This is a genomic window from uncultured Campylobacter sp., assembly GCF_938017615.1.
Taxonomy (GTDB): Bacteria; Campylobacterota; Campylobacteria; order Campylobacterales; family Campylobacteraceae; genus Campylobacter_B.
In genome coordinates this window covers 1-26,728 of sequence record NZ_CALIJA010000039.1, presented here as the reverse complement: position 1 = coordinate 26,728, position 26,728 = coordinate 1, and the positions used below count along the sequence as shown (strand labels likewise).

Sequence of the window (26,728 nt, the reverse complement as noted above, 5' to 3'; positions counted from 1 at the left end):
CTTTATTCGGGTCTGTTTTGATAAAAAATATATTGATTTCAAAACTCCGTAGCTCCAGCACCCAATAAATATTATGAAGATGATATAATGAGCCGAAATTTTGAATAATATCACTTTATAATTTAAGGACGAGGTGCCGTGTGAAATTTAACATAAATGCCGTTATCGGTGGGGCGGATGATGTGCCGATCTATATACCGGATATTATAAGAACGGCGAGGCGAGAGATTAAAAGGGTTTTTAGCGATTTTGAAATGCACTCGCTGCAAAAGATCGATATTTGCCTTTGTTCGAGCGGGGAAGTGTCGAGATATTTTCCGAAATCGGGAATTTATCAACCGAAATATTATCTTAAAAGCAAAAAAATTATCGCGTATATTCATTTTAGCTCAGACGAGTGGAGCTCCGATAAAAGGGCGAACGTAGATAAATTTTTAGAAAAGTTCAAGCAGTACCTTATAGAGCTTGGAGATATTACCGGGCGGAAAATTGCTAATAATAATTTGGAATTTGACGATACGCAGTACAAAGACAATATAAATAAAATTTTTGAAAATTTAGTAGTAGATTGTTGAAATAAAATTTGAAAAGAATATCTATCTGAAGCGGCAAAATTCCGTTTCAGATAAGGCAGACGCTAGCCCGGGCTAGTGAAATTCCAAACGCCCTTAAGACGCAAAATAGCGACGAGGCGAGTTTGGAATTTCATCATCAACGATAATTTAAAATTTTGCCCGAAAGCTTATTGGCTAGCTTAAAGCGCCTTGGTTGGCGCCCCGTAGAATTTCAAAGTGCCGTTAAGCAAGCGATGAGCGAGCCGCGCAAGGCGGGTCTTGCGCGAGCGCGTAGAAGCGCGTGAGTGTTATCTCGCAGTAGAATTTTACGGATTTGATCTCGCGCACAAAGGGCGAGATCAAGCTCAAATGCCCGCGCAAGGGCAAATTTTACGCAAGCCGCGCAAGGCGGGTCTTGCGCGAGCGCTAAATCGCGGCTTTTAGCGCTTCAAATTTCGCGTCTTGCTCGGCTAGAAGCTGTCCTTTCTCATCGCGCGAGACGTAAATTTTAAATATATTCTCGCCCGCTTTGTCGTAAAAGCCCACGAATTTCGAGAGCATCCCCATGAAAGTCTGCGTCACGAGGATGATCTTATCGATCTCATCCGTCTTTAGATGACCCGCTAAAATGCCCAGCCCGTGCGCCTCATCGCCGTTTGCGCCCATGCCGAAATTATAATATCCGCGCGCGCTCTTGCCGCTTGGGATCTTGGTTTTAAACTCGATGATGAAGCTCGGCGTATTTTTTACGAAAAGCACCTCACCCCAGCCCTCAAGCTCCCTAATGACCTCGCAGAATTTATCGCCGCCGGCGCTCTTGCCGAAGCGCTCGGGCAGGTTTAGCAGCACGTCGATCTCCTTCGCGCCGAGCTCCTTGCAGATCTGCGCGATCGAAATTTTAGGGTTTTGCGCGAACAGCGCCTCGATTCTCTCTTTCATTTTCATCCTTTCTAAAATAAAATTTTGAGCGCCATTATAATATAAAAATTCTAAGTTACAGATAATGGCAATCAATTAAAGAGGATTTGAAAAGCTTATTCTAAGAAAAATTTAGCGCTACAAAGTGCTTATGCATAGAATTTTAAGTGATAATACAAAGAATTTTATCTGCACGGAATTTTATAATTCTAAAATTCCGCAAAGCTTTAGAGCTTTATCATAGCGGATCGTATCCGAAGCGATTGGACCCGCTATCGCCGCGCTGCACGAAAAATACAAGCAGCACTATCCAACCCACAAATGATACCAAAAGCCCGATATCGCCGAAAAAAGCACCCACGATCGGCGTTAAAATAAGCAGAAAAAACCAGCCGCTTCTATCGGTATCATGTAGTCGCCTGACTGATACGGCGATGGCTGGCACGAGCATAGCTAGTTGAAAAAGCGCATCTATAATGCCGATTTCTTGATGAACGATCCTGCCGGCTATTATTTGATTATACCCTATCGTAGTGCCTAAAACGCCATCTATCAAGCTCAAAACGATCCCACCAAGCACGGTAAATAGAAAAAACCACCAGTACTCCGACCTTGATGCTCGCCCGCTAAATGCGGCGTATTTTTGCTTTACGCAAGTTTGCACAGACTCCATAAAAGTCATTTAAAACTCCTTTTTTTTAAAATAATATAGGATTATACTAATCGCCCCTTAAATTTAAATACCTAAAACTCCCGTCCGTTCATCTGCCTTACGTGATACGCCAGATGCGCTAGGCTGTAGCCGCCTTTTGAAGCGGTAACCTCCCTAGTGCCATGAACCGCCGAAACATTTAAAACTACCGAAGCTAACCATCCTATGGCAAATACTAAAGCGAAAAGCTGCGAGTCAAGCGCTATCAAGACTAGAGTTACTATCTCCGTAGCTGCAATAACATAAAACGCTCTTAGATAGTTTTTCTCTCCGCTGCAATCGTAAAGCTCTTTACTAACTAGCAGCTGATAGATCAGATATACCGCTGTGCATACACAATAAATGCTTATCATAAAAACTGATGGTTTAAACAATTCAAATCCTACAAATATAGTGCTTACTGCGTTTATGGCCGAGGAAACCCCGACTAACACGGCGTTTGATAGCAGATCCGTGCTGCGTATAGCGCGCGCTAAAAAATATAGCCCCACAGCTAGGCATATCATAGATATAAGTCCGACACCCTCCAACGCGCCCACTTTATCTACATTCTTGATATATCTGCCTACCGCATTTAACGCCTCAAGCCCAAATGCTATGTAAAGGGTAGTTTTGGCAGTAGATAGATTTTCGCTCTGCTCTTTAGCGTCATCCGTATAAACATACAGGATTGCTCCCGCGCCTACGGATACATTTAGCTTTCGCACCATTTCAGGCAACCTAAAAAAGTCGCTAACAAGCCAAATCAAAAATAAAACATTGGGCACCGAGAAAATAACCATAAAATGAAAAAAGCCCTGTTCTATATCTTTTAGGTCTGATGCTTGCACGCCTAAATCCGGACGAGACGAGTTTATAAGCGCTAACAGATCGTTACCTTCTATACTCGTCCACATGACAGTAACCACTACTAAAAAAAGCCAGATGAGAAATGGCAGCCCGCCTAAAAGCTGAAAAATCGCGGAGATTATACGCCCAAGATAAAATCTATGCGCACCGAAAGGCCCTAGGAACATATAAAATACGTAGGCCTTATTTAGATCGTAAGCCCTAGCTGAGCTTTGCGTAGAGCTAATTCTATCGGAATTTAAGGAAGCTGAATTTTGCCAAGTGGAATTTTGCTCCACAAAATTCTGCGAGTTCGCAGCATTTTCGGTAGAATTCAAACTTTTAGCGTTAGAATCTTGCTCGCCAGAGCCTGTCGCAGCAGAATCTCGCAAAATAGAATTTTCTTCATCTAGGCCTTGAGCTGCAAAAGCTAAATTTTGCTCCACAGAATTCTGTGGTGTGAAATTCTGTTTTGTAAAAGTAGAATTTTGCTCGCTAGTATCATCCGCCGCAAGAGCTTCTTGCGCTAAATCTAAATTCTCAGATTGCTCCTGTGGTTTCTCGTCCAGGGGCTTTTTTTCTTCGCCTCTTTTACGTCTTATACTGGCTAGCGACGCAGGATTGCTGCTGCTGCCCCAAATATCTTCGCCCATCTGCTCTCCTTGATTTTTAAAGCAATTTTACCTGAAATTTAAGGAATTTTTGTATATTCGCCACTACAAATTCAAAGCAAAGGACAAAAATGTCAACAGTAACATTTCAAGGAAAGCCCGTAGAGCTAAGCGGGCAAGAGATAAATCTAGGCGATCGCGCGCCGCAAGTGCGCTTAGTAGCCCAGGATCTAAGCGAAATCGAGATCGCTAGCGGCAAGCACGTGCAAATCATCGTCGCCGTGCCGTCGCTAGATACGCCCGTCTGCGCGACGGAGGCACGCAAGTTCAACGAGCGCGCCGCATCGCTTCCTAACACCGAAGTAATCGTCGTTTCGATGGATTTACCGTTTGCGATGGGGAGGTTTTGCACGACTGAGGGGATCAAAAATCTACGCGTTGCAAGTGATTTCCGCGATAAGGAATTTTGTCGCCGCTACGGCACTCTCATCGCCAGCGGCGCATTAGCAGGTCTCAGTGCCAGAGCAATCTTCGTCATAGATACTGCAGGCGTCGTGGTTTATAAAGAGCTTGTAAGTGATATAGCCTCTGAGCCCGACTACGACGCAGCCCTAGATTTTGCAGAGCTCGTCGCTCGCAACAGCTGCTCTAACTGAGCAAGATAATAGATCCAAGGTTTGGATAATTTTCGCCTCGCTTTAGTTCACTACTTTAAGCAAATTCGCCCTACTGCAAGTAAAAAACGAAGTAGGGCGCTTAAAATCCACTTCAATTTTACATTTTGATTTTACGCTTTAATTTGTGCTCCAGCGTACGCAAAGCTATTAACGCACTGCGATAGCAAGCGAACGAGCACGAAATTTATAGGATCGCCTGCTGCTAAATTTTAAATTTAGCAGCAGCGGGAGTTGAAATTTTAAAATTTGCCCGCTTAACTACTTCGCGCGATAAATTCGCTAAAAGTTATCTCCCGCGCGTGAAATTTAACTCCGAGCGAGGCGAGCTTGTCTTGCAGTGGCAGCGCCAGCTTCCTCTATGCCGCTAAATAGGCAAAGCGGCAAATTTTGCGTTCTCTCTTTGGTCACTGCAAAGCTTTCGTCGTCAAAAAATTTCTTTAAAAACACGAGCGTTTTTACCTTATCGGCACCCAAGTCTTCGATGAAAACGCTGGAATATTTATATTCGGGCTCCTCGCGCGCTTCATCTTGCTGCGCGTAGTCGTCCGCCAGCTCGCGGTAAAATTCGTTGTTTAAATCGGCAAGCGGCGCGATCGCATCAAGCGAGCACGGTTTTTTAAGCACAGCAAGGGCGGCCAAAATTTCTTCAAATTTAACGATGTCGTCCGCGACCTTTATCGGTTCCCAAGAGCCAGCGCCGTGATAGGCAAAATACACGGGCGAAGCGTCCCCCAGGGTAAAATCCACGAAAAACAGATCATCCATGCCGTTACGCGCGATGACATGCCAACTCTTTCGCCACTGCCCTGGTGCGTCGTCTGCTAGCTCCTCGCCAGTTTTGCGGCTAGCGAGCCTATATCCCTCCTGAAAACTCTCGAACTCGCCCTCATCGGGATAGAAAAACGGCAGTAAAATACACTCTGAAACGATGCGTTTGCGGATAAAATTCTGGATCAAATTCGGGATTTGCACGGCACGACCTTTGGATTAAATTTGAGCGAATTTTAGCAGAGTTTTTAGTTCGCATAAAATTTACGTTCAAATTTGACGAATACGAAAGAAAGTAAATTTACGCTCAAATTCAACAAACTGCAAATTTGAGCATAAAAAGACAAGCGGAAGTATCGCGAGATGATTTTGAGAGTTGTGCAGAAATTTTAAGTCAAGGCTAGACAAGTAGTCTGCCGCAGACTTAAAATTTCAAATCTCTCTCAAAAGCACTCGCGAGACGACGCGCTACAAAGATTGTAGGATTTTAGGTTTAGAAAACGCCGTTATAGGTTTAATCTCCCCTTTAAATTTCTCAATCTGCGCTAGCACGGTGTGAGCCGAGTTGCTTTGCGCGAGACTTGACGTGCCTTTATCGAACGTAAGCACGTTTACGCAGCCGTGCTGGCAGAGGCTCTTCTCGCCCCAAACCTCGGGATCGTACCACGCGCCCTCGCAGATCGCTGCGACGCGCTCGGGCACGATGTCGGTAACGAGTACGCCTGCCAAAATTTCGCCGCGGTCATTGAAAACGCGCACGATGTCGCCGTTCGCAAGCCCGCGAGCTTCGGCGTCTTTTGGATTTATCAGCACCGGCTCTCTGCCGCTAACCTCGGCGAAATTTCTGATGATCGAGTTGTTTAGCTGGCTGTGCAGGCGGTAGCGAGAGTGCGGGCTTACGATGTGGATCGGATACTTCGCCGTCTTTTTCGCATCGCCTAGCCACTCCTTAGGCTCGATCCAAGTAGGCATCGGCGGGCAGTCGGCATAGCCCATCTTAGCGATTACGGGCGAGTAAAGCTCGATCTTGCCAGACGGCGTGCCGAAGCGGTTTTTGGCGGGATTTTCGCGGAATGCCGCAAGGCGCGTATATAGCGCGCTGCTCTCGTCGTCCTTTTCAAAGCGCACGAAGCCTTTGTCGTAAAATTCTTCGAAGCTAGGCATCGTTATATTTAGGCCTTTGGCTTGCTCTACGGCATCGGCGTAGAATTCTTTCATCCAGCCTAGCTCGTCCTTGCCCTCGCTAAAGACCTCGCCGTATCCCCAGCGCTTGCAGATCTGCTCGCAGATCCAAAAGTCGCTCTTGCTCTCGCCCATCGGCTCGATTGCAGGTCTGTAAGCGACTATATATTCGCCCGTAGCGCCCGTTTGGTTGATGTCGTTGCGCTCGACCTCGATCGCGACGGGAAGCACGATGTCGCTAAGTTTTGCGGTGCTCGTCCAGTACGGCTCGGCGGTGATGACGGTGTCAAATTTACGCCACTGCTTGACGATATTATTCACGTCTTGATGGCGCGTAAACATCGATCCGCACGCCATATATGCGACTCTCATATGCGGCAGCTTGATCTTGGTGCCGTCATAATCGATCTGCTTGCCTGGATGCTCCAGCGCCTCTATGCTGCGAGAGGACGGGATGGTGATATTTTTCGCGTTTTTCCAAGGCGCAGAGCCCGTGTTTTCGTATTTTTCATCTATACGAGTGCTAAGTCCCTTTAAAATCGGAGCCACTTTATTCGTAGCGCCCGCGGAACCATAGCCCAGGCTAAATTCAAAGCCGAGACCCTCCTTGCCGATATATCCCAGCATCGCATTAAGCGCCACTAGCGCCCAGAAAGGCTGCTCGCCGTGATCTGCGCGCTGCAAACCGCGACCGATCAAGATCGTAGTCGGCTCCTTTGCAAGCGCTGTAGCAAATTTCGCAATAGCATCCTCGCTAAGCCCGCAAATTTTGCTCGCCCAAGCTGCGTCCTTTACGATTTTATCGCTCTCGCCTAGAAAATACGCTTTAAATTTATTAAATCCGACGGTGTATTTTTTGATAAATTCCTCGTCGTAGAGGTTGTTCGTAAACAGATAATGGCACATGCCGATGATGAGCGCGGTGTCGGTGTTTGGGCGCAGGATGATATCTTCGCTGCCAAAGTAGCGCGCGGTGTCGTTTCTCATTACGTTTACGCTATAAGTTTTGATACCCGATTTCTTAAGCTCTTGCATGCCGATATAACCGTCGTGCGTAGGCGGAATGGATGAAATTTGATTGGTTACCGCAGGATCGGTCGCCCAAAATACGACGTTTTTGGCGTTTTTGACGATCGCTTTCCACGTAGTAGGCGCGTCGTAAACGGCGCTTGAGCCAAGCACGTGAGGCATTATAACAAGCCCCGCACCGGTGGAGTAATCGCCGCTTTCCTCTACGTAGCCGCCTAAAATTTTAAGCATTCGGTGCGCTACGGTGCGTCCCCAGCCGATCTTACCGCTACCGCCCCACCAGTAGCACTCGCCGTAGATCGCCTCAGCGCCGTATTTGTCGAAATTTTCTTTCAAAGCCTTTGCAGCTAGATCAAGCGCTACGTCCCAGCTAACGCGCACGAACTCCTCTTTGCCGCGCAGTTCGCTCTTTGCCGCGCCTTTTGCCTTTAGATAGCTTTTACGCACCATCGGATAGAGCACGCGGTTTTCGTTTTGGATATTATCCGGTAAGCTGTAATTCATCGTGTTTGGAAATTTATCGCCCTCAAAATCGCTTACCAAAACGATCTGCGACGAGTTTAAATTTAGCCAAAAAGTGCCGAATCTATTCGCGCCGAATACCTTTTTGTTATCAAAAATCGTCTGCGTTACTCCCTCAATCCTGCTAGCGCTTGCCGCGCTTGCGCCTAAAATCCCTGCCTTTAAAAAGTCTCGCCTTTTCATCTGATCTCCTTTATCATTCAGGTTTTTTTGCGTTGTGTTGTAGATATTTTATGATCAAATTTAGCTCGTCGCCCTCGAGCGCTACGTAGTTTGCATTGATCATCTCTTGCAGATTCGCAGGCCACTGATTTGCCGTGAAGCTCTTTGGCTCATGCAGGCGGTGACACGCCGAGCAGATCTGCTCGTAGTTTGTCTTTGCCTCCGCATAAAGAGCCTTAGCGTCCTTAGCTACGGCATCCGAACTGATCTCGTAAATCCCCTCGGCTTCGTACCAGATCTCGCCATAATCGTCCTCGAGCTTTTTGCCCTTTTTAAAATTTGCTTCGGCTTCATTCGTAAAAATCGCGTAAATTTCAGCTTCTTTCATATTTTTTTGGATCTGAAGCTGATAATTTTCGCTCACGACGCCTTTAATTTTAATCTTGGTAACGCCACCTTCGCTGGATATCACCTCGATCGGCGTTAAAATTTCAGTCTCGCCGATTGCTTTGCCGTCTTGCGAGATCGTAGCGGTTTTAGAGATCACCTCGCCGCCGAAAAGCGAACATGCACAGATAAATGAGATAAAAATTTTCCTCATAAAGTATCCTTTCTGGGTTGTCTTTAACGCGAATTATAAATCAAAGATAAATTTAAATTTGTCGCGATTGCGACGAATTTATCCTTTTTATGTAAAATTTACGTGAAATTTTATGCAAAGAGCTGCTATGATAGATAGACTAAATAACGATTACAGCGAGAAATTCGACTTTTTAAGCAGGGAGCGGATTGCCAAATTTAGGCGCGAAAGCTACGCTCACGGCGACGTGATCTACGCGCAAAAGTTTAAATTTATCATTCTGCTGCGCGGCAGAGCGAAGCTAAACTGCTACGAAAACGGCAAGGAATTTATCTTTAGCTTCGTAAAAAGCGGCGCCTACGTCTGCTTGGATAAAAACACGAGCCTTGAAATTTTAAGCGACTGCGAGACGCTGCAGATCAATATCTCGGAGCTTTTCGAGCTGCTTGGAGACGAGTTTGCAAGCTCGATCATAAACGCGCTTATCAAAAATATCTACTCGCAACGGATTTTAATTAAAGAGATCGTCTTTGCAAAAATCCAGACGCGGATTTTAAATTTTTTAAATCGCATCGCAAACGCAGATAAGATCGTGGAGCTTCCCTTTAATATAATGACGCTGGCAAGCCTGCTCGGAGCACCCAGACAAAACGTCTCTCAGGCGATTACGAAGCTAGTAAATGACAAAAAGATCGTGAAATTAAAGGGCAATAGAATTAAAATTTTATAGTTTGAATCTCGCGGCGAATCTAAATTTAAATATAAAAGGCTATTTTGAGCAAAACCGCCTAGTAAAAAGGGCTAAAACCAAAATGGAATTAGCCCTAAATTTAGCTTATTTGCAAAGCTTATGTGTGCTACAAAGCTACGTTTAAAAAATCGAGCCTCTGCTTGCGGGTCGCAACGGATCGTCTCCAAAGCGGTTGCCTCCGTTAGTGCCTTGCTGGATAAAAAATACGATCAATACGATCGAACCTATTATCGGGACAAAAATTAACAGATAAAACCAGCCGCTTCTATCGGTATCGTGCAGACGCCTTACCGCTACGGCGATAGAAGGTAAAAGTATTGCCAATAAAAAGATTGAGTTAATGAAACCGATCATTCTACCGGAACTCGTAACGGCATAGGTGCCTAAAAAGCCGTCCAATACTAACGTTACGATTCCTAAAAGTGCCGCAAATAATGCAAACCACCAGTACTCTGAACGTGGCGCACGCCCCTCAAAATTGCAATAATTCTCTTTGAGACAAGTGCGAACAGACTCCATAAAAGTCATCTCAAACTCCTTTTGAAAAAATAAGATAAATTATATAATAATGGCACTTAAATTTGTCCTTTATATCGATTAAATTTTAAAATTTACCTTCGCCGCCGCGCTGTCTGGCAAATACATTAAAATTTATCTCGAATGAACTTAATAGCGAGCTGTTTGATAAGCGGAGGAGGGTAGGTTAGGCGGAACAAATTTTGCTTTTTCGCTCGCGCTAAATAACAAAGTAGGGCGGCTGCGACTAGCACAATTATAATAGCGATTTTATCTGCTTTGCCATGCCATAGCCGTATAAATTTTAAAATTTAGCCCTTTTGACGGCTTAAAATTTTAGAAATTTTTACAGCATCGTAAGTTTTTGCCTGCGCTTTTAGAAACTCGCAAAGCTCTTTCTGCTCGCACAGACCTCGCGAGAGCAGAAATTTCGCCGTCATCTCGTCATCCAGCACCACAGCTACTTTGATAAGCGTTTCGATCTCCTTTTTATCGATGCTCGCAAAGCTTTGAAATTTTAAAATTTCGTCCAAATAGCATAATCTCCCGTCGCGGAATTCTTTAAATTTAGCTCCCGCGGCAAACTCCCTCGCAGCAAGCGGCAGCGCCTCTTTATATCCGAAAATAGAAACGTTGTTGTCGCTTAAAAATATTAATTCGCTGCCCGCAACCGAGCCGACCGCACCCTTAGCGTCTCGCGCGCCCTTTTCGATCAAGAACTTAAACGCCGCGAAGTTATCGTTCGATGCCGCATCTAGCAGCAATCCGTCAGCTTTGACGTCCGCGCCGTTTTGTACCAAAAGCTCTAAAAGCCGCATCGCATCGGCGCTATCAAAGTGATAAAGCTTCGCCGTCTCGCCGCTAAATTTCGAGCCGAAAAAGATCGCGAGCTTTAGCGGCGAGAAATAACCGCCGTCTCCGCCGTAATTGAGATTTGGTTTAAATTTAAGGATTTTTTCTATCCGCTCGAAATTGAATTTTGAATTTCGCAGCACCTTCGGATTAAAAATGAAAGCGGTGAAAATTCTATCTTTAAACTCCCCGAAATCCTCGTCGATCCTGCCCCTGTTTTGCGCCGCGAAGGCTAAAAGTGCGTCCAAGCCCGCATCTATCTGCGCATCGCTAGCATTTTCATCGTAAAAAATTTCAAAATTTGGCTGCGATAAATTTGACTCTGCTTGCTGTGAAGCAGAAACTCTCGGGCCATCCTTAGCGGCGCCGAAAGCGCAGCCCGCAAGTAAAAGCCACAAAAAGATAAAATTTTTCATATTGCCCTCGCTTAAATTTTGCGCGATTATATCAAATCTAAGGCTAAATTTAACGGCGTCTTGAAATTTCATAAAAAGCAAACGGCAAATAAATTTAGCCTAAAAAAGCGCCTTTTGATTTTAATTTCGCTAGAATTAGCCATAAATAACCTAAACAAAGGAGCGGCAAATGAAACTACTTTTTACTTTGATCTTGCTTTGTGCGGGGCTTTTTGCAAACACGCTGCAAGAGATCAGAAATAGCGGCATCATTAGAGTAGGCGTCAGAGACGGCAGACCGCCTTTTAGCGAGATTAGCGGTGGTAAATTTGAAGGCTTTGAGATCGAGCTTGCCAATGCGATCGCAAAGGCGATTTTCGGTGCCAAACAAGGCGAAGTGCAGTTTGTCTCTCTAAGCGCCGCCGATCGCGTCTCGTATCTAGTCAATAATAAAGTCGATATAGTTGCAGCTACCTTCGTTATCGATTCGGCGCGTAAAAATCACGTGGACTTCTCGATGCCGTATTTTTCGACCAATCTCGGCGTACTAACTCGCAAAGCGGACGCCATCAAAGATATATCGCGTTTGCGCGATATGAGGCTCATAACCGAAGAGGGCACGACCGTAGATAATTACCTCAAAAAAGAGAAATTTAGCAACGTAAGCTACTGCAAAAGCACAAGCGAATGCTACGCGATGATCCGAGACGGCAAAGCTGACGGATACATCAATTTAAATATCACGGTGCTAGCCTACGCCGTCGTGGACGATACGCTCGAAGTGCCGTTTCAAAACTTCGGTAAGCCCGATTTCATCGGTATTGGCGTGCAAAAAGGAAATAAGGAGCTACTTGATTTTATCAACGCAGAGCTTGTAAAACTAAGCAAAGAGGGCTTTTTCAAAAAGGCTTATCAGGACACTTTCGAGCCTTTTTACCGCGGTACGGCGGATAAAAAATACTTCCTTTTAGATGGAATTTATGACTTGCTATAAAAGCGAGCTAGAAATTAAAATATAAAATTTATCGAAGGCAGTTTGCATAACGAATAAATCTTGGGATTTAAAATTTTTCAAATTCGCTAAATTTTAAATCCCCACTTCGCCCCTAAATTTCAAACTTGCATACGCGCGGTGATTGAATTTTAAACCGCTTGCATTTATTTTCTCTAAAATATATAGTGCTATAATTATTTCAAAACTAAAAAGTAGGGGGCTTTTTATGAGATTACTTTTTATTTTAGCCTTATTTTGCGCTAGCATTTTTGCAAATACACTAGATGAAATCAGGCAAGCAGGGGTTATCAGAGTGGGCGTGCGCGAAGGTCGTCCGCCGCTAAGCGAGTCTAATAACGGCAAGTTTGAGGGCTTTGAAATCGAGCTTGCTAGCTCAATCGCCAAAGATATTTTCGGCGATAAAAAGGGCGAAGTGCAGTTCGTAGCCGTAACCGCAGGCGATAGAATCCCGTTTTTGAAAAATAATAAGGTCGATATGGTCATCGGCACCTTTATGATTACGCAAGAGCGTAAGAAGCAGGTGGATTTCTCACTGCCGTATCTATCGGTAAATTTTGGCATTGTAACGCGTAAAGAGGATCAAGTGAAAGACTTCGCACAGGTTCGTGATATGAGAATTTCAATCGAAAAAAATCCCAACGGCTCAATGACCGAACGCTATCTGCGAAAAGAGAAATTTAGCAATTTGGTCTATTGCAAAAACACTAGCGAGTGCTATGCGATGATGAAGGACGGCAGAGCCGACGGCTACGCCAATGACAACATCATCGTCCTAGCCTACGCTGTCGTGGACGATACGCTCGAAGTGCCGTTTAAAAACCTAGGCGCAGCGGAATTCTTAGGCGTCGGCGTGCAAAAAGGTAATCAAAGCCTGCTTGATTTCATCAATGCCGATCTAATCAAGCTAAGCAAAGAGGGCTTTTTCAAAAAGGCTTATGAGGACACTTTCGAGCCATTTTACCGCGGCACTGCGGATAAAAAATACTTCCTGCTAGACGGAATTTATAATATGCTTTAGACCTTAGAATTCTAAGGCTCGGAATTTTAAAATTTCACCTCGCACGCGGCGAGTGGAATTTTAAAATCTGCAAATTCTAAAATTTTAGTAAGCGAGAAATTCCGTAAAATTTCAAAATTTAAAATTTTATCTCACGCTCGGTTTAAAAACATCTATTCCATTCAAAGCAAAATTTCACGCTATGATAGAATTTTAAAATTTTATGCATGACGGAATTTTAGAATTTTACCCGCACCGAGAATTTTAAAATCCCATGCTGCAACAGAATTTCGTAGTTGAGGGTTTTTGCACTGCGATAAAATATAAAAATTTATCATGCGGTGTAATTCCACAGATAAGCGCGATAAATTTAAAAGGATAAAATTCCGCGTGAGCTAAATTCTGACTCACGGCAAAAGCGCGATCGCCGCAGATGCTATCATTTAAGCTTTGTGGCCGCAGAAATTTATTCAAACGCCTTGTAGTGCGCCTCGTCAGCGAATTCTAACATCTCGCGATCGCCTCTGCTGTCACCGTAAGCGATAACGCGATCGAAAGCCTGCACGTCGTATGCCGCACGCACGCGAGCGACCTTTTGCGCGCCGTAGCAGTTCTGTCCCTCGATCTCGCCCGTGATGATGCCGCCTTTGCGCCGTATTTTAGTGCCTAAAAGCTCCAAGCCCTGCGCGTCGCACCACGGACGCAGCCAGTCTTCGAGCGAGGCGGTAACGATGACGACCCTATCGCCCGCGGCTTTGTAGCTTGCGATCTTATCCATCGCGCTTTGTTTTAGGATATCTTCGATGTGAGTGGTGGAGTATTTTTTGCAAATTTTATCGAATTTATCGGCGCTCATGCCCGCAAAAAAATAGCCCAAGAGCTTTCTGCGCGTAAAATTATTGCTCGCAAGGCCCAGCTTATACGCCGCTAAAATGGGAGATAGCACCAAAATCCCGCGAAAAAATTTCTTAAATCCGACTACGTAGGCGACGAACTCAAGTAGCGAATCATCGCGCGTGATTGTGCCGTCAAAGTCGAATAAAACAAGATTCATTGCCTCTCCTAGCAAAATTTTAGCAGCGCAAATTTTAAAATTTGCCTATAAAAAAAGGCGTGAAATTTAAAAGCTAAATTTCACGCCAAATTTTAAAATTTCATTTTGAAATTCTATTTTTTAGCCATTCGTCTGCGCGTCGTAGGATCAAGGTATCGCTTACGCACGCGGATATTTACGGGTGTAACCTCCACAAGCTCATCCTCCTCGATCCACTCCAGCGCACGCTCTAAATTTAACACGCGAGGCGGCACGAGCTTGATCGCATCGTCGCTGCCGCTCGCGCGGACGTTGGTTAAATTTTTACCCTTGATCGGATTAACGTCCAGATCGTTCGGGCGGCTGTGCTCGCCGATGATCATGCCCAGATAGACCTTCGCCTGCGGAGCGATAAAAAGCACGCCGCGATCTTGCAGGTTCCACAGGCTGTATCCTAGCGCCACTCCGTTTTCCATACTCACGAGCGCGCCGTTTTGTCGCTTCTCGACCGCGCCGATGAAAGGGCGAAATTCCAAAAAGCTGTGGTTCATCACCCCTTCGCCGCGAGTATCGGTCAAAAACTGCGAGCGAAAGCCGATAAGACCGCGCGCCGGGATCTCAAACTCCATACGCGTCTGCCCGTCGCCGGTAGGGTTCATCACCTTCATCTCGGCCTTTTTACGACCGAGCTTTTCGATGACGGTGCCGGTGCAATCATCGGGCGCGTCGATAACTAAGTGCTCGAAAGGCTCACATTTGATGCCGTCGATCTCTTTGATGATAACTTCCGGGCGCCCGAGGCAAAATTCAAAGCCCTCGCGGCGCATATTCTCGGCCAAAATCGTGATCTGCAGCTCGCCGCGGCCGCTTACTTTAAATTTGCCCTCGCCCGCGTTTTCATAGCGCATCGCGATGTTAGTTTTCATCTCCGCTTCCAAGCGCTCGTCGATCTTATTTGAGGTTACGAATTTGCCCTCCGTGCCGGCGAGCGGTCCGTCATTTACGCTGAAAATTACGCTGAGGGTCGGCTCTTCGATATGCAGTGCATCAAGCGGGATCGGATTATTGGGATCGACGATACTATCACCTACGTCAAGCGCGTCAAAGCCAGCAATTGCCACGATGTCGCCCGTGCCCGCCGCGTCGATGTCGGTGCGCTCAAGCCCGTTAAAACCGATGAGCTTTGAAATTCTACCATTTATATGCGTGCCGTCGGCTTTGGCTAACATAACACTTTGGTTTTTGTTTATCGTGCCGTTAAAAATTCTAGCGATACCGATCTTGCCTACGTAGTTGTCGTAATCGAGCGTGAAAACCTGCAGCTGCAGAGGATTGTCATCGCTACCACTCGGAGTAGGGACGTGAGAGATAATCGTCTCAAAAAGCGGCTTCATGTCGGTGCTCTCATCGCTTAAATCGTATTTTGCATAACCGTTTTTAGCTGCGGCGTAGATGACGGGAAACTCAAGCTGCTCGTCGTTTGCATCAAGCGCTACGAAAAGATCGAAAATTTCATTTACCACGCGGTCCGGATCGGCTGCGGGCTTGTCGATTTTATTTACGACTACGATAGGTCTGAGCCCCAAAGATAGCGCTTTTTTTACGACAAATTTCGTCTGCGGCATGACGCCTTCTTGCGCGTCGACGAGCAAAAGCACGCCGTCCACCATCTTTAGCACGCGCTCGACCTCGCCGCCGAAATCGGCGTGACCCGGAGTGTCGATGATATTGATTTTAACGCCGCCGTAGTGGATGGCGGTATTTTTGGATAGGATCGTAATGCCGCGCTCGCGCTCGATGTCGTTGCTGTCCATCACGCGCTCGCCGACTTCTTGGTGATTACCAAAGGTGCCGGACTGTTTTAAAAGCTCATCTACGATAGTGGTCTTGCCGTGATCAACGTGCGCGATAACCGCAATATTTCTGATATTTTCCAAATTTTTCTCCGTTTGCTATTTTAAAGGCTGACGATTATACTAAAAAAATTCTTAAGATAAAAATTTACGAGTACTCTTTGACTTCGCAGACAAAAAACTCATAAACGCGCTGTTGGATCAGCGCATCCTCGTCATCATCTCCGATCAGACGGCGCAGATGCGAAAAATCGATCTTTTTGATATATTTTTTGTTGTTTTTGATATCTCTGTCGATCTCTTTTAGAAGCGAGTCTAAATTTAAACTTTTATAGGTTTTCGCCTTTAAGATATACTCTTTTACGATGGAAACAAGCACGCCGATGCGCTGCTCGTCGCCCGGATAAATTTCGCCCGCTATATCTTTGATCACGTCGTAATCCTCGTCGGTCTGCTTCTTTTTGGCAAGCAGCATCGCGGCAAAAATTTTGGCTCTAAACTCGATAGAGCGATGATGAGGGATAAAGACCTCACGAAATACGGATAAAAGATGATTTTTGAAATTCATTTATAACCTTACTTTAAGAAACATTTCCATATAATCCCGTTTGCCCTTTCTTAGACCTGTGCAATGCTTTTTTTAGGCACCGCTTCAGGGTAGGAATACAGCAGAGCACTTAGATCTCGCATGTGCCGCAGCCATCTGGGAAGGGGTTTTATAAATCGATCCTATTAAGTCCGAAATGCTCTTTGAAATCCTCGCAAACACTCTGAAAATCGACTCCTTCAATTTTCGGCTTGGCTTTGAAAAACTCTAACATCGAATTATACCCGCTAAGCAGCTCCTTGCTTTTCACACCGTAACTGATCGAAATTCCAGCCTCAAAAAATGCCGCTAGCTTGTCACAATACTTAAGCGCCTTGCCGTCGATTGCGCGAAATTTATCTTCGTTAAACATCTTTAGGCTGCCTTCTGCAAATTTAGGCTCCTTGCCTAGCTCGAAGGTGCGGTTTTCAAACTCGTCTTTTATAAATTTACTGCCCTCTTTACGGATACCCAAAATATAACTAAAATCATCTCGCATATGTTCCGGCACAAAGGGTAAAATTTTATCGTCTATTAGCCGCATCTCATATTCGCTGATGATGTCGCTAAGGCCCTTGACGCCGTATTTTACGGGGCTAATGATGTCGCGAGTGAGGCTTTCTGGTAGATCGTGAAATAGCGCGCAGAAAAAATTATACGCCGTGCGCGAGTGGCACGCACCAACTTCAAGCGAGAAAAAGTAGCTTAAAATCGCGACTACCAGCATATGTCCCAGCACCGATGTCTCAGGAATGCGCGGCGTCTGAGCCCAGCGTTTTTGAAAACGAAGTCTGCCGCTAAGATCAACTATGCGGGCAAGTTTTTTGTTCATCACGATCTTTCGCACGCCGATTAGCTCATAATAATCCTCGAGCTCCTCCTCGACCTTGGATTTTAGCTCCTCGATATCGTTTAAAAACTGGCTAGTTTGATATACGATATTAAATTCCCACCGCGTAGAAAGGTAGCTTGCCGCCTTTAAGATCACCGCTTCTTTCTTATGATCCTTGGAATTTAGATATTTTTTAAATCGCTCGAAAAACGCACCGTTTTGAATAGGCAAAAGATCGCTTTCTAGGACGCTTAAAACCCATTCGTTGATCTTTTTTTTCTTGGTTTTTTGTATCTGATGAAAGACGTCCGGGCGGATGTCGGTCACGACGATGCGCGCTAAAAACTCGAAAATCCCCGCTTCTATCACGTAGTTGATATCCACATCGCGCTCAAAGCTAGCGATGAAATAAGCGATGATAAATTTATGCGCCTGCTTGTCGAGCTCGACTAGACTTACCATCTTTGGGTAATCGTTCCAACGGCTAATGCTTGCGGATTTAAAAATTTGTTCGACTAAATTTGAGCTTATCATCGGTAAATTTGATCCGAGTTTATTTCGATTACCGTGTGGACGTTGCCGCGCGGATTAAAATCGCCCGTAATTTTCATAAATTTAGGCTTTAGCTTGCTTTGAAGCGCGCCGTAAATTTCATTTATGCTATCTTCGTGGCTGATATAGCGGTTCATAAATGAATTTATGTAAATTTTAATCGCTTTAAGTTCGACTACGAGCTTATCCGGGATATATTCCAAATAGATCGTCGCAAAATCTGGATAGCCCGAGCGCGGGCAGCGGCAGCAAAACTCAGGTAGGGTTATTTTTATAAGATAATCGCGCTTTTGTTTATTGGGCCAAACTTCTAAATTTTCGATGTCAAATTTTTCAATTTCCTCTTCGCCGTATCTCACTATGATCTCCTTAAATTCGATATATCGTTCGGCTTTTCGACGCAAAATCCCTGAATATAATCGATACCCATTTTATAAAGTTGCATTTGAAATTCCTGCTTATCTACAAAGCGCATTATGGTTTTGACGCCCGATTTTGCGCAGGTTTCGTTGATGCCTATAAATATATTTTTAATCTTTTCATCGTCTAAATTTTTGTTAAATTCTATATCATAAACGATAAAATCCACTTCTAAAAATTTTAAATATTCAAAGCTAGCGTTTGAGCCACCAAACTGCGACAGCGCGAAGCTAAAACCGAGTTCGCGGAATTTAATTAAAATTTCATCAAAGCGCTTAATCTCCGAATAGATAAGCTTTTCGTTAAACTCAAACACGATCTTTTTCGGATCGATCAGATTATTATCGATGAGCTTTAAAATTTCATTGCGAAACTCGTTATTTCGCAGGGTCTGAGGCATGATCTCGATAAAAATTTTAGCATCGATATCTTTAAAATAGATAATTCTAGAAATCTGTCTCATCATCGAAATATCGTATTTAATATCGTAATGATTTAGCAGCAAAATATCTAAAATTCTACTTTTTGTGATCTTTTCGCCGCTTCTTAGATCGAGCTTCGGAATTAAATTTATATGTGATTTTACGCCGTTTTTATCTGCAACGCGCTGATATTTAAAGCTGAAATTTTCACTATCGATCGCTTCCATTACGTCGGCGGAAAATACGTCAATTAATACTTTCTCTACGTCAATAGCCTTCTCGCCGTGCTCTTCGTCGTCCAGGTGATTTATCTTATAAAATAGAGCATTTACGATATTATTTAGATTTCGGTCATATGAACTTGGAAGCATTGTAAATTCACTTTTTATCTCTACGTTTTTAATCGTTTGACTTGAAATTTTATGCTCAAACATTCGCAAAATATGACTTAAATTTGTAGCTTTTGATTCTACGCCGAATACAAAGTAGCCGTTTATAAAGCGCCCGATCGGAAGGTCCTTAAAACCCTGCTCCGCCATAAAATTTGAAAGTTCTTTACAATACTCGTATAAAATTTCATCGCCGTTTTTATATCCGTATCGATCGTTTATGTCGATAATATTTTTAATTCGCAAAAGAACGATATTTATTTGACGATTTTTGGCTAGATCGTTGCTTAAAATTTTCTCGATCTCCTCGCGCACGAATACGTGAGTAACGGGATCGATCAACGTCTTTTGAAAGCCAAAATAAATTTGATAGATGACATAATAAACATAGCAGATTAAAAGTATTAAAAATAAAATTACGTCGTCAAATTTAAACTCGCCGTTTCGAAACAAAATAATTCCGAAAACAATCAAAACGCAGGTAAACGGCACCGAAATTTTAAGTGCCGTTATGAAACGATTTTCGCGCTCTTTGGTCTCACTAAATAGCATCTAAACGTCCAAATGTTTTACATCTTTTGCATGGTCTTGGATATAGTTTCGGCGCGGCTCGACCTCGTCACCCATGAAAAGATTAAAGGTATCGCTAGCACTCTGCGCATCGGCGATATTTATCTTTAGTAACCTTCGATTTTCAGGGCTCATAGTGGTTTCCCAAAGCTGCTCCGGATTCATCTCACCAAGACCTTTATAACGCTGAATATAAGCGCCTTTTTTCGAGCTTTTTTCGATTTCATCTAAAATTTCAATAAAATCCTTACCAAAACTTACATCCCGCTCTTTGATCTTAGAATAAACTCTGATCGCCTCTTCAAAGATATAATTGCCGAATAAATTCTCATCTATCACAAGCTGTTCTAAGCCGCTCGGAGTTTGGACATAAATTCTAATCCCTTCATCATTTACGTAGGAATTTAAGATATTAAATCCTTCGCTTTCCAAACGCGGTTTTAAAATTTCAAATAGCTCCTCATAGCCTAGGCTTCGCGCTTCGTCGTTTTCTATCAAAAATCTGATCGCGCTAAGCACGCTAAAGCGCTTTTTAAGATCATTTAAAAGCGAGCGGTAGTTTGAAACTATTTTTAGATAATCAATTAGATCTTCGTTGCCGATACCTTCAAACTCGCCCATATCGATGCCCGTTTCGATCAAAAACTCGCTAAGCGCCTTTTCGTCTTTCAGATAAATCTCTTTTTTGCCCTTTTTATATCTAAAAAGCGGCGGCTGTGCCAGATAAACATAGCCGTTTTCTACGATAGGGCGTAAAAATCTAAAGAAAAATGTTAGAAGCAGCGTCTGAATGTGGCTGCCGTCGACGTCCGCATCGGTCATAATGATAATTTTGTGATAGCGAAGTTTTTCCTCGTTAAATTCCTCTCCGATACCGCAACCAAAGGCCGTTATCATATTTTTAATCTCTTCTGATTGTAAAATTCTATCTAGCCGCGCCTTTTCTACGTTTAAAATTTTACCTCTAAGCGGCAGGATCGCTTGAAACACGCGGTCTCTTCCCTGCTTCGCCGAACCGCCCGCACTATCGCCCTCGACTAGATAAATTTCGCTGATGCTTGCATCCTTACTCTGACAATCAGCTAACTTTCCGGGAAGGGTGCCGACGGAATTTATATTATCTTTTTTGCGCGTTAGATCACGTGCTTTCTTCGCCGCTTCGCGACCGCGCGCGGCTAAAAGAGCCTTATTCATAATAGCGCGCGCTTCGATCGGATTTTCTTCAAAATATTTGCTAAGCACCTCAAACGCCATCTTTTGCACGATCGGCTTAACGTAACTGGAACCCAACTTTCCTTTAGTCTGTCCCTCAAACTGCGGCTCGGGAACCTTTACGCTAATTACCGCTATAAGTCCCTCGCGAACGTCATCGCCGGTGATCTTCGTGTCCTTTTCACGGGCGGCCGCATTTGCCGCGACATAATTTGTTATTGCGCGCGTAAGACCCGCTCTAAAGCCCGCCTCGTGTGTACCGCCGTCCGGAGTTTTGATATTATTTACGAAGCTTAGTAAATTTTCGCTATACGTTTCGTTATACATCAGCGCAAAATCCACCATAACATCTTCCGCGCCGTCGCTAAACGACACGGCTTTGGATATTGCAGGCGCTTTATTCATATCATTTACGAAGCTCTCCAAACCGCCTTCGAAGTGAAAGTGCTCGTCTCTGCCCGTGCGGTTATCTTTAAAATTTATCGTAATTTTTGGATTCAGATATGCAAGCTCACGAAATCTTTTTGATAAAATTTCATCGTCAAATTCTAAAATTTCAAAAATTTCGCCGTCGGGCCAAAACTCGATCGTAGTACCCGTGCGATTAGTAGTTTTTATCTTTTCAAGCTCGGTAGTAGGAATTCCTTTGGCAAATTCTTGTCTATAAATATTTCCATCCCGTTTGATCGTAGCAACGAGCTTTTTTGAGAGCGCATTTACGACGCTAACACCCACGCCGTGCAGACCACCGGAGACTTTATAAGTGTCTTTGTCAAATTTACCGCCTGCGTGAAGCACCGTAAGAACCACCGTTGCGGCAGGAATTTTTTCGGTCGGATGTATATCGACGGGGATTCCACGACCGTTATCACTAACGATACAACTTCCCTCGCTAGTGATCTCAACATCGATTGTGTCGCAGTAACCTGCCATCGCCTCGTCGATCGAGTTATCCACTACCTCGTAGATCATATGGTGAAGTCCGCCGATATTGGTGTCACCAATATACATTCCAGGGCGCTTTCTAACAGCCTCAAGACCTTTTAAAACTTTAATATTACTAGCGCCGTAATTTTGCTTCATAATTTTCCTTTAAATGTTATTTATCGGCATGACGACCGTTTTTAAGCCATCCGCGCTAAGCACGAACGCCGTATCGGAGCTGTTAAAATCAAGCTCAAAAATTTCACTCTCGATATTACTTAAAAAATCAAGCAGAAAGCGATTTTTCACGCCGAAAACTATCTCGCCGTTTATCTCGATCGTCGCTTCAATTTCGGTCTTTGCCTCGGAATTATCCTCGTTGATGCTCTCAAAAATCATTCCGTCCTTTTTAATGGTAACCTTCATCTCCTCGCACATCGCGTTTATCGCTCGCACGCCGCTTACCATCTTATCGCGTGGGATTAAAATTTTATACGCCGTATCGCTTGGGATCACGCGCTCGTAGTTTGGAAATTTGCCATTAATAAGCTTTGTAAAAAACTCAAAATTCTCGCTCACAGCTAGCAGCACGTTTTCGTCGTAGTAAATTTTAATTTTATCAGAAAATAACTTTTGAATTTCGCCTATTGCCTTTTTAGGGATTAAAATTTTAGTATCTAGCTCGCCAGCTTTTGATTGAGTGATTAGCTTATAAACGCTAAGCCGCTTAGTATCAGTTCCGACTAAATTTAAAAAGCCCTCTTTTACGTCGATTAAAGCGCCGTTTAGCTCATATTTTGGATTGTTCGTATCAATCGATGGATATATTTTTTTAAGGCTTCTGCCTAAAATTCCAGCATTTACGTCAAAGCTGTTTTTACCATCTATTGTAGGAAAATTTGGAAAATCATTAGTCTCAAACATCGGAAGCTTGTACTTGGATTTTTTTTGCTTTACAAATAGCGCTCCGTTGACAGTTTCTAAAGTAACGCCATCTTCGCTTAGGCCTTTAATGACGCTAAGGAGCTTGCCTCCATTTGCTGTAGCTTCTCCCTCTGTTTCTATTGATATATTTTGTAGATTGTAGCTCAAACCGATTTCATGATCGGTAGCTTTTATACTGAAAATTCCATCTTTAGCACTCATTAAAATATGCGAAGTTATTGAGCTTAGATCTTTTTTATCAAGATAGGAGCTAGTATTTGAAACTATCTCTTCTAAAAGTTTTTTAGTGATTAACACTTTCATATTTTTATCCTTTTAAATTTTTATCGTTGTAGTAGTTGGCAAGTGGTTTTTGTGAAAAACTTATCCTAAAGCTTGTCTTTAGGTAGTTTATCCAGTGAGTAAGTAGCTTTGTTTTATTCACTTTCATTCACCTTTTTTGCTTTATTTTCATAAAGTTTAAATTTCATTCTTATCCTTTTTGGTTATTTTGTTTTTTAGTTCTTCGATCTTTATTTTTAACATCTCGTCGGTTTGAATGAGTTCGTTGATTTTTTTGATATTTTTGCTGATGGCGCTGTGATCTTTTAGATTAAAAAATGCGGCGATTTTGGGCATTGAGTTTTGAGTGAGTTGTTTGGTTAGATAAATACAAATTTGGCGCGCTTCGACGACGTTTTTAGCTCGCGTTTTGCTCTTTAGCTCGCTAGGTTTTACGTTTAGCTCTTTTGAAATGACTTCGATGACGTGCTCTAGGCTCACGCTTGAATATTTTTGATGGATCTGATCTTGAAGCGTACTTTTGGTAAATTCTAGCGTGATTTTCGTGCGAAGTATCGACGAGTAAGCGTTTAGCTTGTTGATCGCGCCCTCGATCTCGCGGATATTATCGCCCATATTTGCAGCGATATATTCTACGACGTCGTGTGGGATTCTAACGCGGTTTTCCTCACTTTTTTTATTGATAATAGCAATTTTAGTTTCTAGATCCGGCGGGGTTATGTTTGCTATTATGCCGCTTTCAAATCGCGTTGTGAGGCGACTTTCAAAGCCTTTTAGAAATTTCGGCGGCAGGTCATTGGTAAGGACGATTTGGCAGTTTTTGTCTTTTAGCTCGTTAAACGTATAAAAAAGCTCCTCTTGAGCTTTATCGCGCCCGATCAAAAATTGAATGTCGTCGATGAGTAAAACGTCGCAGTTACGGTATTTTTGTTTAAATTTATCAATCGAGTTGTTTTTGAGATTAAAAACAAAATCATTAGCAAACTGCTCGCTGGTGACGCAAATGACGGTTTTACCCTTTTTGATGCAGTAATTTCCGATCGATTGAAGCAAGTGAGTTTTTCCAAGCCCGCTAGGCCCGTAGATAAAGAGTGGATTAAAGCGAACTCCTGGCTCTTTTGCGACGGAGACCGAACACTCGAAGGCAAATTTATTTGAATCGCCGATGATAAAATTTTCAAAATTATAATTTTCGCTTAGAATCGTGCTCTTGGGCTTTTCGGAGATGATTTTTACCTTTTCTTTCGGTGAAATTTTAGCTTTTGAGGTGATTTTGACGATCACGTTGTTAAGCCCGAACTGTTTTTTGATAAGTTCTTTTATTTTAGTGCCGTATTTTGTCTGGGCATATTTGGCTATAAACTCGTTAGTTGCGTTGTAGATGAAAAATTCCGGTGTCGAGTTTTTATCGTTGAATTTCAAATTTTTAATGTATCTAGAGTATTCGGTAGGTAAAATTTCCTTCTCTAAATTCGATAAAATTTCTTGTGCTTGCGACGTCGCCATAAAATTCCCTTATAAATTAAGCCGCTATTTTAGCTAAATTTCACTAAATTTGCGGTAAATTTCAGTTTATTCACCGGTGATTAAACTGTGAATAAGTGTGAAAGGTGGTTATGAAAATTTTAGGAATCGATCCGGGAACTAGAAATTTAGGTTATGCGATTTTGGAAAAAGATGTGAATAAAATTACTCTCATAGAGGCGGGATTAGTGAAAATGAAGGCCGAAAACGTGCAATTTCAAATGACGCAGATGAGCGAGGCGATCGATCAAATTTTTAGCGCTCATAAGATTGATGAGGTCGCGATAGAATCGATGTTTTATGCCTACAATCCGCAGTCTGTTTTAAAGCTCGCTCAGTTTCGCGGCGCGCTGGCCCTTAAAATTTTACAAATTTTTGGAAATTTTGCCGAATACACGCCGCTTCAGGTAAAAAAATCGGTCACGGGCAAGGCAAAGGCGGCGAAGGAGCAGGTTGCTTTCATGGTGAAGCGGATCTTGGGGATTAATAAGGAGATTAAGCCGCTTGATATTACAGATGCTATAGCTATCGCGCTTACGCATGCAAATGTTATGCGTTTAGCGCCTAAATAGGAGGGTTTATATGAAAATCGCTATTTTGCAAATGGATGTGAAAGTAGCTCAAAATTTTGCAGATTGTGAGCAAAATTTTATTCGCGCGCGCGAGCTTATAGATCGTGCGTTAAAAAGAGGCGCGGACGTAGCGGTTCTGCCCGAGGCCTTTAACATGGGCTTTTGCGTACAAAATTTCAAGCGCTTAGCCGACGCGGGAGCTGCGCGAACGAAGGGATTTTTAAGCGAAATTTCACAAAACTGTGGCGCTGTTTTAATAGGCGGATCGATAAGTTCCGAGCGAGATAAAATTTATAATTCCGCTTTCATCTATCAAAACGGAGCCGAAATTTTATGCTATGACAAGATCCACGCTTTCTCACTCGCTCGCGAAAATGAGATCGTAAGCGGCGGCGATAGGTTAGGAATTTGCGAGGTCAAATTTGGAAATCGCGCGGTCAAAATCGGCGTTGCGGTCTGCTACGATCTGCGCTTTTGTGAAATTTTTCGCGCTTTAGCGCTTCGCGGCGCACAGATTGTTTTTGTGATCGCGCAGTTTGCGCAGAGCCGCATAGAGCATTTTATCACGCTTGCGAGAGCCCGTGCGATCGAAAATCAAATTTTTATCTGCGCGGTAAACGGCTGCGGCGATACGGGGCAGGGCGAGAGTTTCGGCGGAAATTCCATGCTGATAAATCCCTACGGCGAGATCGTCGCGCGCCTAGGCAAAAAAGAGGCCGTGAAGATCGCTCGGGCGAATTTAGATGAAATTTTAAAATTTCGCGCTAAAATGAATTTTTTAAAAGATATGAAACCTAAAATTTATAAGGAGTTTTGATGAAAACTTTGGTATTTGTGATCGATATGCTAAACGGCTTCGTAAAATTCGGCGCGATGGCCGATCCTAGCATAGCAAAGATCACTCCTGCGGTGCTTAAACAGATTGAGGCGGCGAAAAACGTGCATTTCATCTGCGACGCTCACGCCGAGCGGGATTTGGAGATGAAGCGCTACCCGATCCACTGTCTAGTCGGCTCGCCCGAAGCGGAGGTGATCGAGGAGCTCGCGCCCTACGTAGGCGAGCAAAACGTCACTTTTAAGCGCAGCACGAACGGCTTTCATAATTTGGATAAAAAAATTCTAGACGGCTTCGATCGCTTTGTGATTACGGGCTGTTGCACCGACATCTGCGTGATGCAGTTTACGCTTAGCCTGCGCACCTATCTCAACGAAATTGGCGCCGATAAGGACGTCATCGTTCCGCGAGGTGCGGTAGCTACCTACGATGCGCCGAACCATGAGCGCGGCTACTACGACGAATGCGCGCTAAACTTAATGCAAAATGCGGGAATTTTAGTAGTTTAAAATTCAAAATTTTATCGAAGCAAGAAATTTTAGAAGAAGCATAGGAAATTTCAAAATTTCCTATGCTTTAAATTTAAGTATGTTTTACCGCGACGGTTTTTGCCACTATATATCCGACTACGCCCGAAATTATCGAGCCTAAAAATACCGCAAGTTTATCGGTGTAGTGATACAGATCGCTGCCGCCGTATGCTAAGCC

27 protein-coding genes and 1 other RNA gene are annotated in these 26,728 nt (G+C 43.7%); 10 read left to right on the top strand and 18 right to left on the bottom strand.

Annotated elements, in window-relative coordinates:
* Positions 1 to 140 precede the first annotated feature (140 nt).
* Together Q0620_RS01635 and Q0620_RS01630 are read left to right on the top strand one after the other, a co-directional pair.
* Positions 141 to 575 (top strand): Imm12 family immunity protein, encoded by a 435-nt coding sequence (locus Q0620_RS01635; protein WP_298782942.1) that lies wholly within the window; start codon positions 141 to 143, stop codon positions 573 to 575.
* A gap of 258 nt (positions 576 to 833) precedes the next feature.
* On the top strand, positions 834 to 998 hold the full coding sequence (locus Q0620_RS01630; RefSeq protein WP_298782941.1) for a hypothetical protein: 165 nt from the start codon (positions 834 to 836) through the stop codon (positions 996 to 998).
* On the opposite strand, the gene hutX is transcribed toward Q0620_RS01630, so the two are convergent.
* The 3 genes from hutX to Q0620_RS01615 form a co-directional block, all read right to left on the bottom strand.
* Positions 981 to 1,493, bottom strand: a complete 513-nt coding sequence (hutX, locus tag Q0620_RS01625) for a heme utilization cystosolic carrier protein HutX (RefSeq protein WP_298027586.1) — start codon at positions 1,491 to 1,493, stop codon at positions 981 to 983. The two genes, Q0620_RS01630 and hutX, sit on opposite strands and share 18 nt — an antisense overlap.
* Positions 1,494 to 1,710: 217 nt before the next feature.
* On the bottom strand, positions 1,711 to 2,154 hold the full coding sequence (locus Q0620_RS01620; RefSeq protein ID WP_297921825.1) for a DUF805 domain-containing protein: 444 nt from the start codon (positions 2,152 to 2,154) through the stop codon (positions 1,711 to 1,713).
* A 62-nt stretch (positions 2,155 to 2,216) separates the two neighbouring features.
* Positions 2,217 to 3,665 carry a TM2 domain-containing protein gene (locus tag Q0620_RS01615; RefSeq protein WP_298782940.1) on the bottom strand — a complete coding sequence of 483 codons (1,449 nt, stop codon included), beginning with the start codon at positions 3,663 to 3,665 and terminating at the stop codon, positions 2,217 to 2,219.
* Positions 3,666 to 3,754: 89 nt separating this feature from the next.
* Between Q0620_RS01615 and tpx the strand changes: the two genes are divergently transcribed.
* On the top strand, positions 3,755 to 4,279 hold the full coding sequence (gene tpx, locus Q0620_RS01610) for a thiol peroxidase (RefSeq protein ID WP_297921832.1): 525 nt from the start codon (positions 3,755 to 3,757) through the stop codon (positions 4,277 to 4,279).
* Between the two features lie 327 nt (positions 4,280 to 4,606).
* On the opposite strand, the gene Q0620_RS01605 is transcribed toward tpx, so the two are convergent.
* The 3 genes from Q0620_RS01605 to Q0620_RS01595 all read right to left on the bottom strand — a co-directional run bounded on the left by Q0620_RS01605 (position 4,607) and on the right by Q0620_RS01595 (position 8,564).
* Positions 4,607 to 5,272, bottom strand: coding sequence for a hypothetical protein (locus tag Q0620_RS01605; protein ID WP_298782939.1), 666 nt, complete (start codon positions 5,270 to 5,272; stop codon positions 4,607 to 4,609).
* 264 nt (positions 5,273 to 5,536) lie between these two features.
* Positions 5,537 to 7,984, bottom strand: a complete 2,448-nt coding sequence (locus Q0620_RS01600; protein WP_298782938.1) for a molybdopterin-dependent oxidoreductase — start codon at positions 7,982 to 7,984, stop codon at positions 5,537 to 5,539.
* Between the two features lie 13 nt (positions 7,985 to 7,997).
* Positions 7,998 to 8,564, bottom strand: coding sequence for a hypothetical protein (locus Q0620_RS01595; RefSeq protein WP_298782937.1), 567 nt, complete (start codon positions 8,562 to 8,564; stop codon positions 7,998 to 8,000).
* Between the two features lie 127 nt (positions 8,565 to 8,691).
* On the opposite strand from Q0620_RS01595, the gene Q0620_RS01590 reads away from it, so the two are divergent.
* The gene (locus Q0620_RS01590) at positions 8,692 to 9,273 is read left to right on the top strand and encodes a Crp/Fnr family transcriptional regulator (protein WP_298782936.1); all 582 of its coding nucleotides are present in this window, start codon (positions 8,692 to 8,694) and stop codon (positions 9,271 to 9,273) included.
* Positions 9,274 to 9,414: 141 nt separating this feature from the next.
* Here the strand turns inward: Q0620_RS01590 and Q0620_RS01585 are convergent, their stop codons facing one another.
* Both Q0620_RS01585 and Q0620_RS01580 read right to left on the bottom strand, forming a co-directional pair.
* Entirely contained in the window at positions 9,415 to 9,822 is a 408-nt protein-coding gene (locus Q0620_RS01585) for a DUF805 domain-containing protein (RefSeq protein ID WP_298782935.1), read from the bottom strand.
* 299 nt (positions 9,823 to 10,121) lie between these two features.
* Positions 10,122 to 11,150: a hypothetical protein gene (locus tag Q0620_RS01580; RefSeq protein WP_298782934.1), complete on the bottom strand. Its 1,029-nt coding sequence runs from the start codon at positions 11,148 to 11,150 to the stop codon at positions 10,122 to 10,124.
* A gap of 97 nt (positions 11,151 to 11,247) precedes the next feature.
* On the opposite strand from Q0620_RS01580, the gene Q0620_RS01575 reads away from it, so the two are divergent.
* Both Q0620_RS01575 and Q0620_RS01570 read left to right on the top strand, forming a co-directional pair.
* Complete coding sequence (locus Q0620_RS01575; RefSeq protein WP_298782933.1) at positions 11,248 to 12,051, top strand: transporter substrate-binding domain-containing protein; 804 nt, start codon at positions 11,248 to 11,250, stop codon at positions 12,049 to 12,051.
* 226 nt (positions 12,052 to 12,277) lie between these two features.
* Positions 12,278 to 13,090, top strand: coding sequence for a transporter substrate-binding domain-containing protein (locus tag Q0620_RS01570; protein ID WP_291938866.1), 813 nt, complete (start codon positions 12,278 to 12,280; stop codon positions 13,088 to 13,090).
* Positions 13,091 to 13,333: 243 nt separating this feature from the next.
* Here Q0620_RS01570 and Q0620_RS01565 read toward each other — a convergent pair whose 3' ends face one another.
* The 4 genes from Q0620_RS01565 to Q0620_RS01550 all read right to left on the bottom strand — a co-directional run bounded on the left by Q0620_RS01565 (position 13,334) and on the right by Q0620_RS01550 (position 16,523).
* Positions 13,334 to 13,543 (bottom strand): hypothetical protein, encoded by a 210-nt coding sequence (locus Q0620_RS01565; RefSeq protein ID WP_298782932.1) that lies wholly within the window; start codon positions 13,541 to 13,543, stop codon positions 13,334 to 13,336.
* Positions 13,536 to 14,123: an HAD-IB family hydrolase gene (locus Q0620_RS01560; protein WP_297896884.1), complete on the bottom strand. Its 588-nt coding sequence runs from the start codon at positions 14,121 to 14,123 to the stop codon at positions 13,536 to 13,538. Before Q0620_RS01560 ends, Q0620_RS01565 begins: the two co-directional genes overlap by 8 nt.
* 113 nt (positions 14,124 to 14,236) lie before the next feature.
* Positions 14,237 to 16,039 carry a translational GTPase TypA gene (gene typA / locus Q0620_RS01555; protein WP_298782931.1) on the bottom strand — a complete coding sequence of 601 codons (1,803 nt, stop codon included), beginning with the start codon at positions 16,037 to 16,039 and terminating at the stop codon, positions 14,237 to 14,239.
* A gap of 64 nt (positions 16,040 to 16,103) precedes the next feature.
* A complete protein-coding gene (locus Q0620_RS01550) occupies positions 16,104 to 16,523 on the bottom strand; it encodes a hypothetical protein (protein ID WP_297901478.1) in 420 nt (139 codons plus the stop codon).
* 47 nt (positions 16,524 to 16,570) lie between these two features.
* On the opposite strand from Q0620_RS01550, the gene ffs reads away from it, so the two are divergent.
* An RNA gene (gene ffs, locus Q0620_RS01545) (signal recognition particle sRNA small type) lies at positions 16,571 to 16,668 on the top strand.
* A 3-nt stretch (positions 16,669 to 16,671) separates the two neighbouring features.
* Here the strand turns inward: ffs and Q0620_RS01540 are convergent.
* The 6 genes from Q0620_RS01540 to dnaA form a co-directional block, all read right to left on the bottom strand.
* Positions 16,672 to 17,907 (bottom strand): HD domain-containing protein, encoded by a 1,236-nt coding sequence (locus Q0620_RS01540; protein ID WP_298782930.1) that lies wholly within the window; start codon positions 17,905 to 17,907, stop codon positions 16,672 to 16,674.
* On the bottom strand, positions 17,904 to 18,284 hold the full coding sequence (queF, locus tag Q0620_RS01535) for a preQ(1) synthase (RefSeq protein ID WP_298782929.1): 381 nt from the start codon (positions 18,282 to 18,284) through the stop codon (positions 17,904 to 17,906). The genes Q0620_RS01540 and queF overlap by 4 nt, the downstream gene beginning before the upstream one ends.
* On the bottom strand, positions 18,284 to 19,708 hold the full coding sequence (locus Q0620_RS01530) for an EAL domain-containing protein (protein WP_298782928.1): 1,425 nt from the start codon (positions 19,706 to 19,708) through the stop codon (positions 18,284 to 18,286). The genes queF and Q0620_RS01530 overlap by 1 nt, the downstream gene beginning before the upstream one ends.
* Positions 19,709 to 22,021 (bottom strand): DNA topoisomerase (ATP-hydrolyzing) subunit B, encoded by a 2,313-nt coding sequence (gene gyrB / locus Q0620_RS01525; RefSeq protein ID WP_298782927.1) that lies wholly within the window; start codon positions 22,019 to 22,021, stop codon positions 19,709 to 19,711.
* Between the two features lie 9 nt (positions 22,022 to 22,030).
* Positions 22,031 to 23,110: a DNA polymerase III subunit beta gene (dnaN, locus tag Q0620_RS01520; protein WP_298782926.1), complete on the bottom strand. Its 1,080-nt coding sequence runs from the start codon at positions 23,108 to 23,110 to the stop codon at positions 22,031 to 22,033.
* Positions 23,111 to 23,266: 156 nt separating this feature from the next.
* Positions 23,267 to 24,595, bottom strand: a complete 1,329-nt coding sequence (dnaA, locus tag Q0620_RS01515) for a chromosomal replication initiator protein DnaA (RefSeq protein ID WP_298782925.1) — start codon at positions 24,593 to 24,595, stop codon at positions 23,267 to 23,269.
* A 110-nt stretch (positions 24,596 to 24,705) separates the two neighbouring features.
* Between dnaA and ruvC the strand changes: the two genes are divergently transcribed.
* The 3 genes from ruvC to Q0620_RS01500 are packed head-to-tail and all read left to right on the top strand — an operon-like array spanning position 24,706 to position 26,529.
* Positions 24,706 to 25,185 carry a crossover junction endodeoxyribonuclease RuvC gene (ruvC, locus tag Q0620_RS01510; protein ID WP_297896908.1) on the top strand — a complete coding sequence of 160 codons (480 nt, stop codon included), beginning with the start codon at positions 24,706 to 24,708 and terminating at the stop codon, positions 25,183 to 25,185.
* A 10-nt stretch (positions 25,186 to 25,195) separates the two neighbouring features.
* Entirely contained in the window at positions 25,196 to 26,002 is an 807-nt protein-coding gene (locus tag Q0620_RS01505) for a nitrilase-related carbon-nitrogen hydrolase (protein ID WP_298782924.1), read from the top strand.
* Positions 26,002 to 26,529 carry an isochorismatase family cysteine hydrolase gene (locus tag Q0620_RS01500; protein WP_298782923.1) on the top strand — a complete coding sequence of 176 codons (528 nt, stop codon included), beginning with the start codon at positions 26,002 to 26,004 and terminating at the stop codon, positions 26,527 to 26,529. Before Q0620_RS01505 ends, Q0620_RS01500 begins: the two co-directional genes overlap by 1 nt.
* Positions 26,530 to 26,728 lie beyond the last annotated feature (199 nt).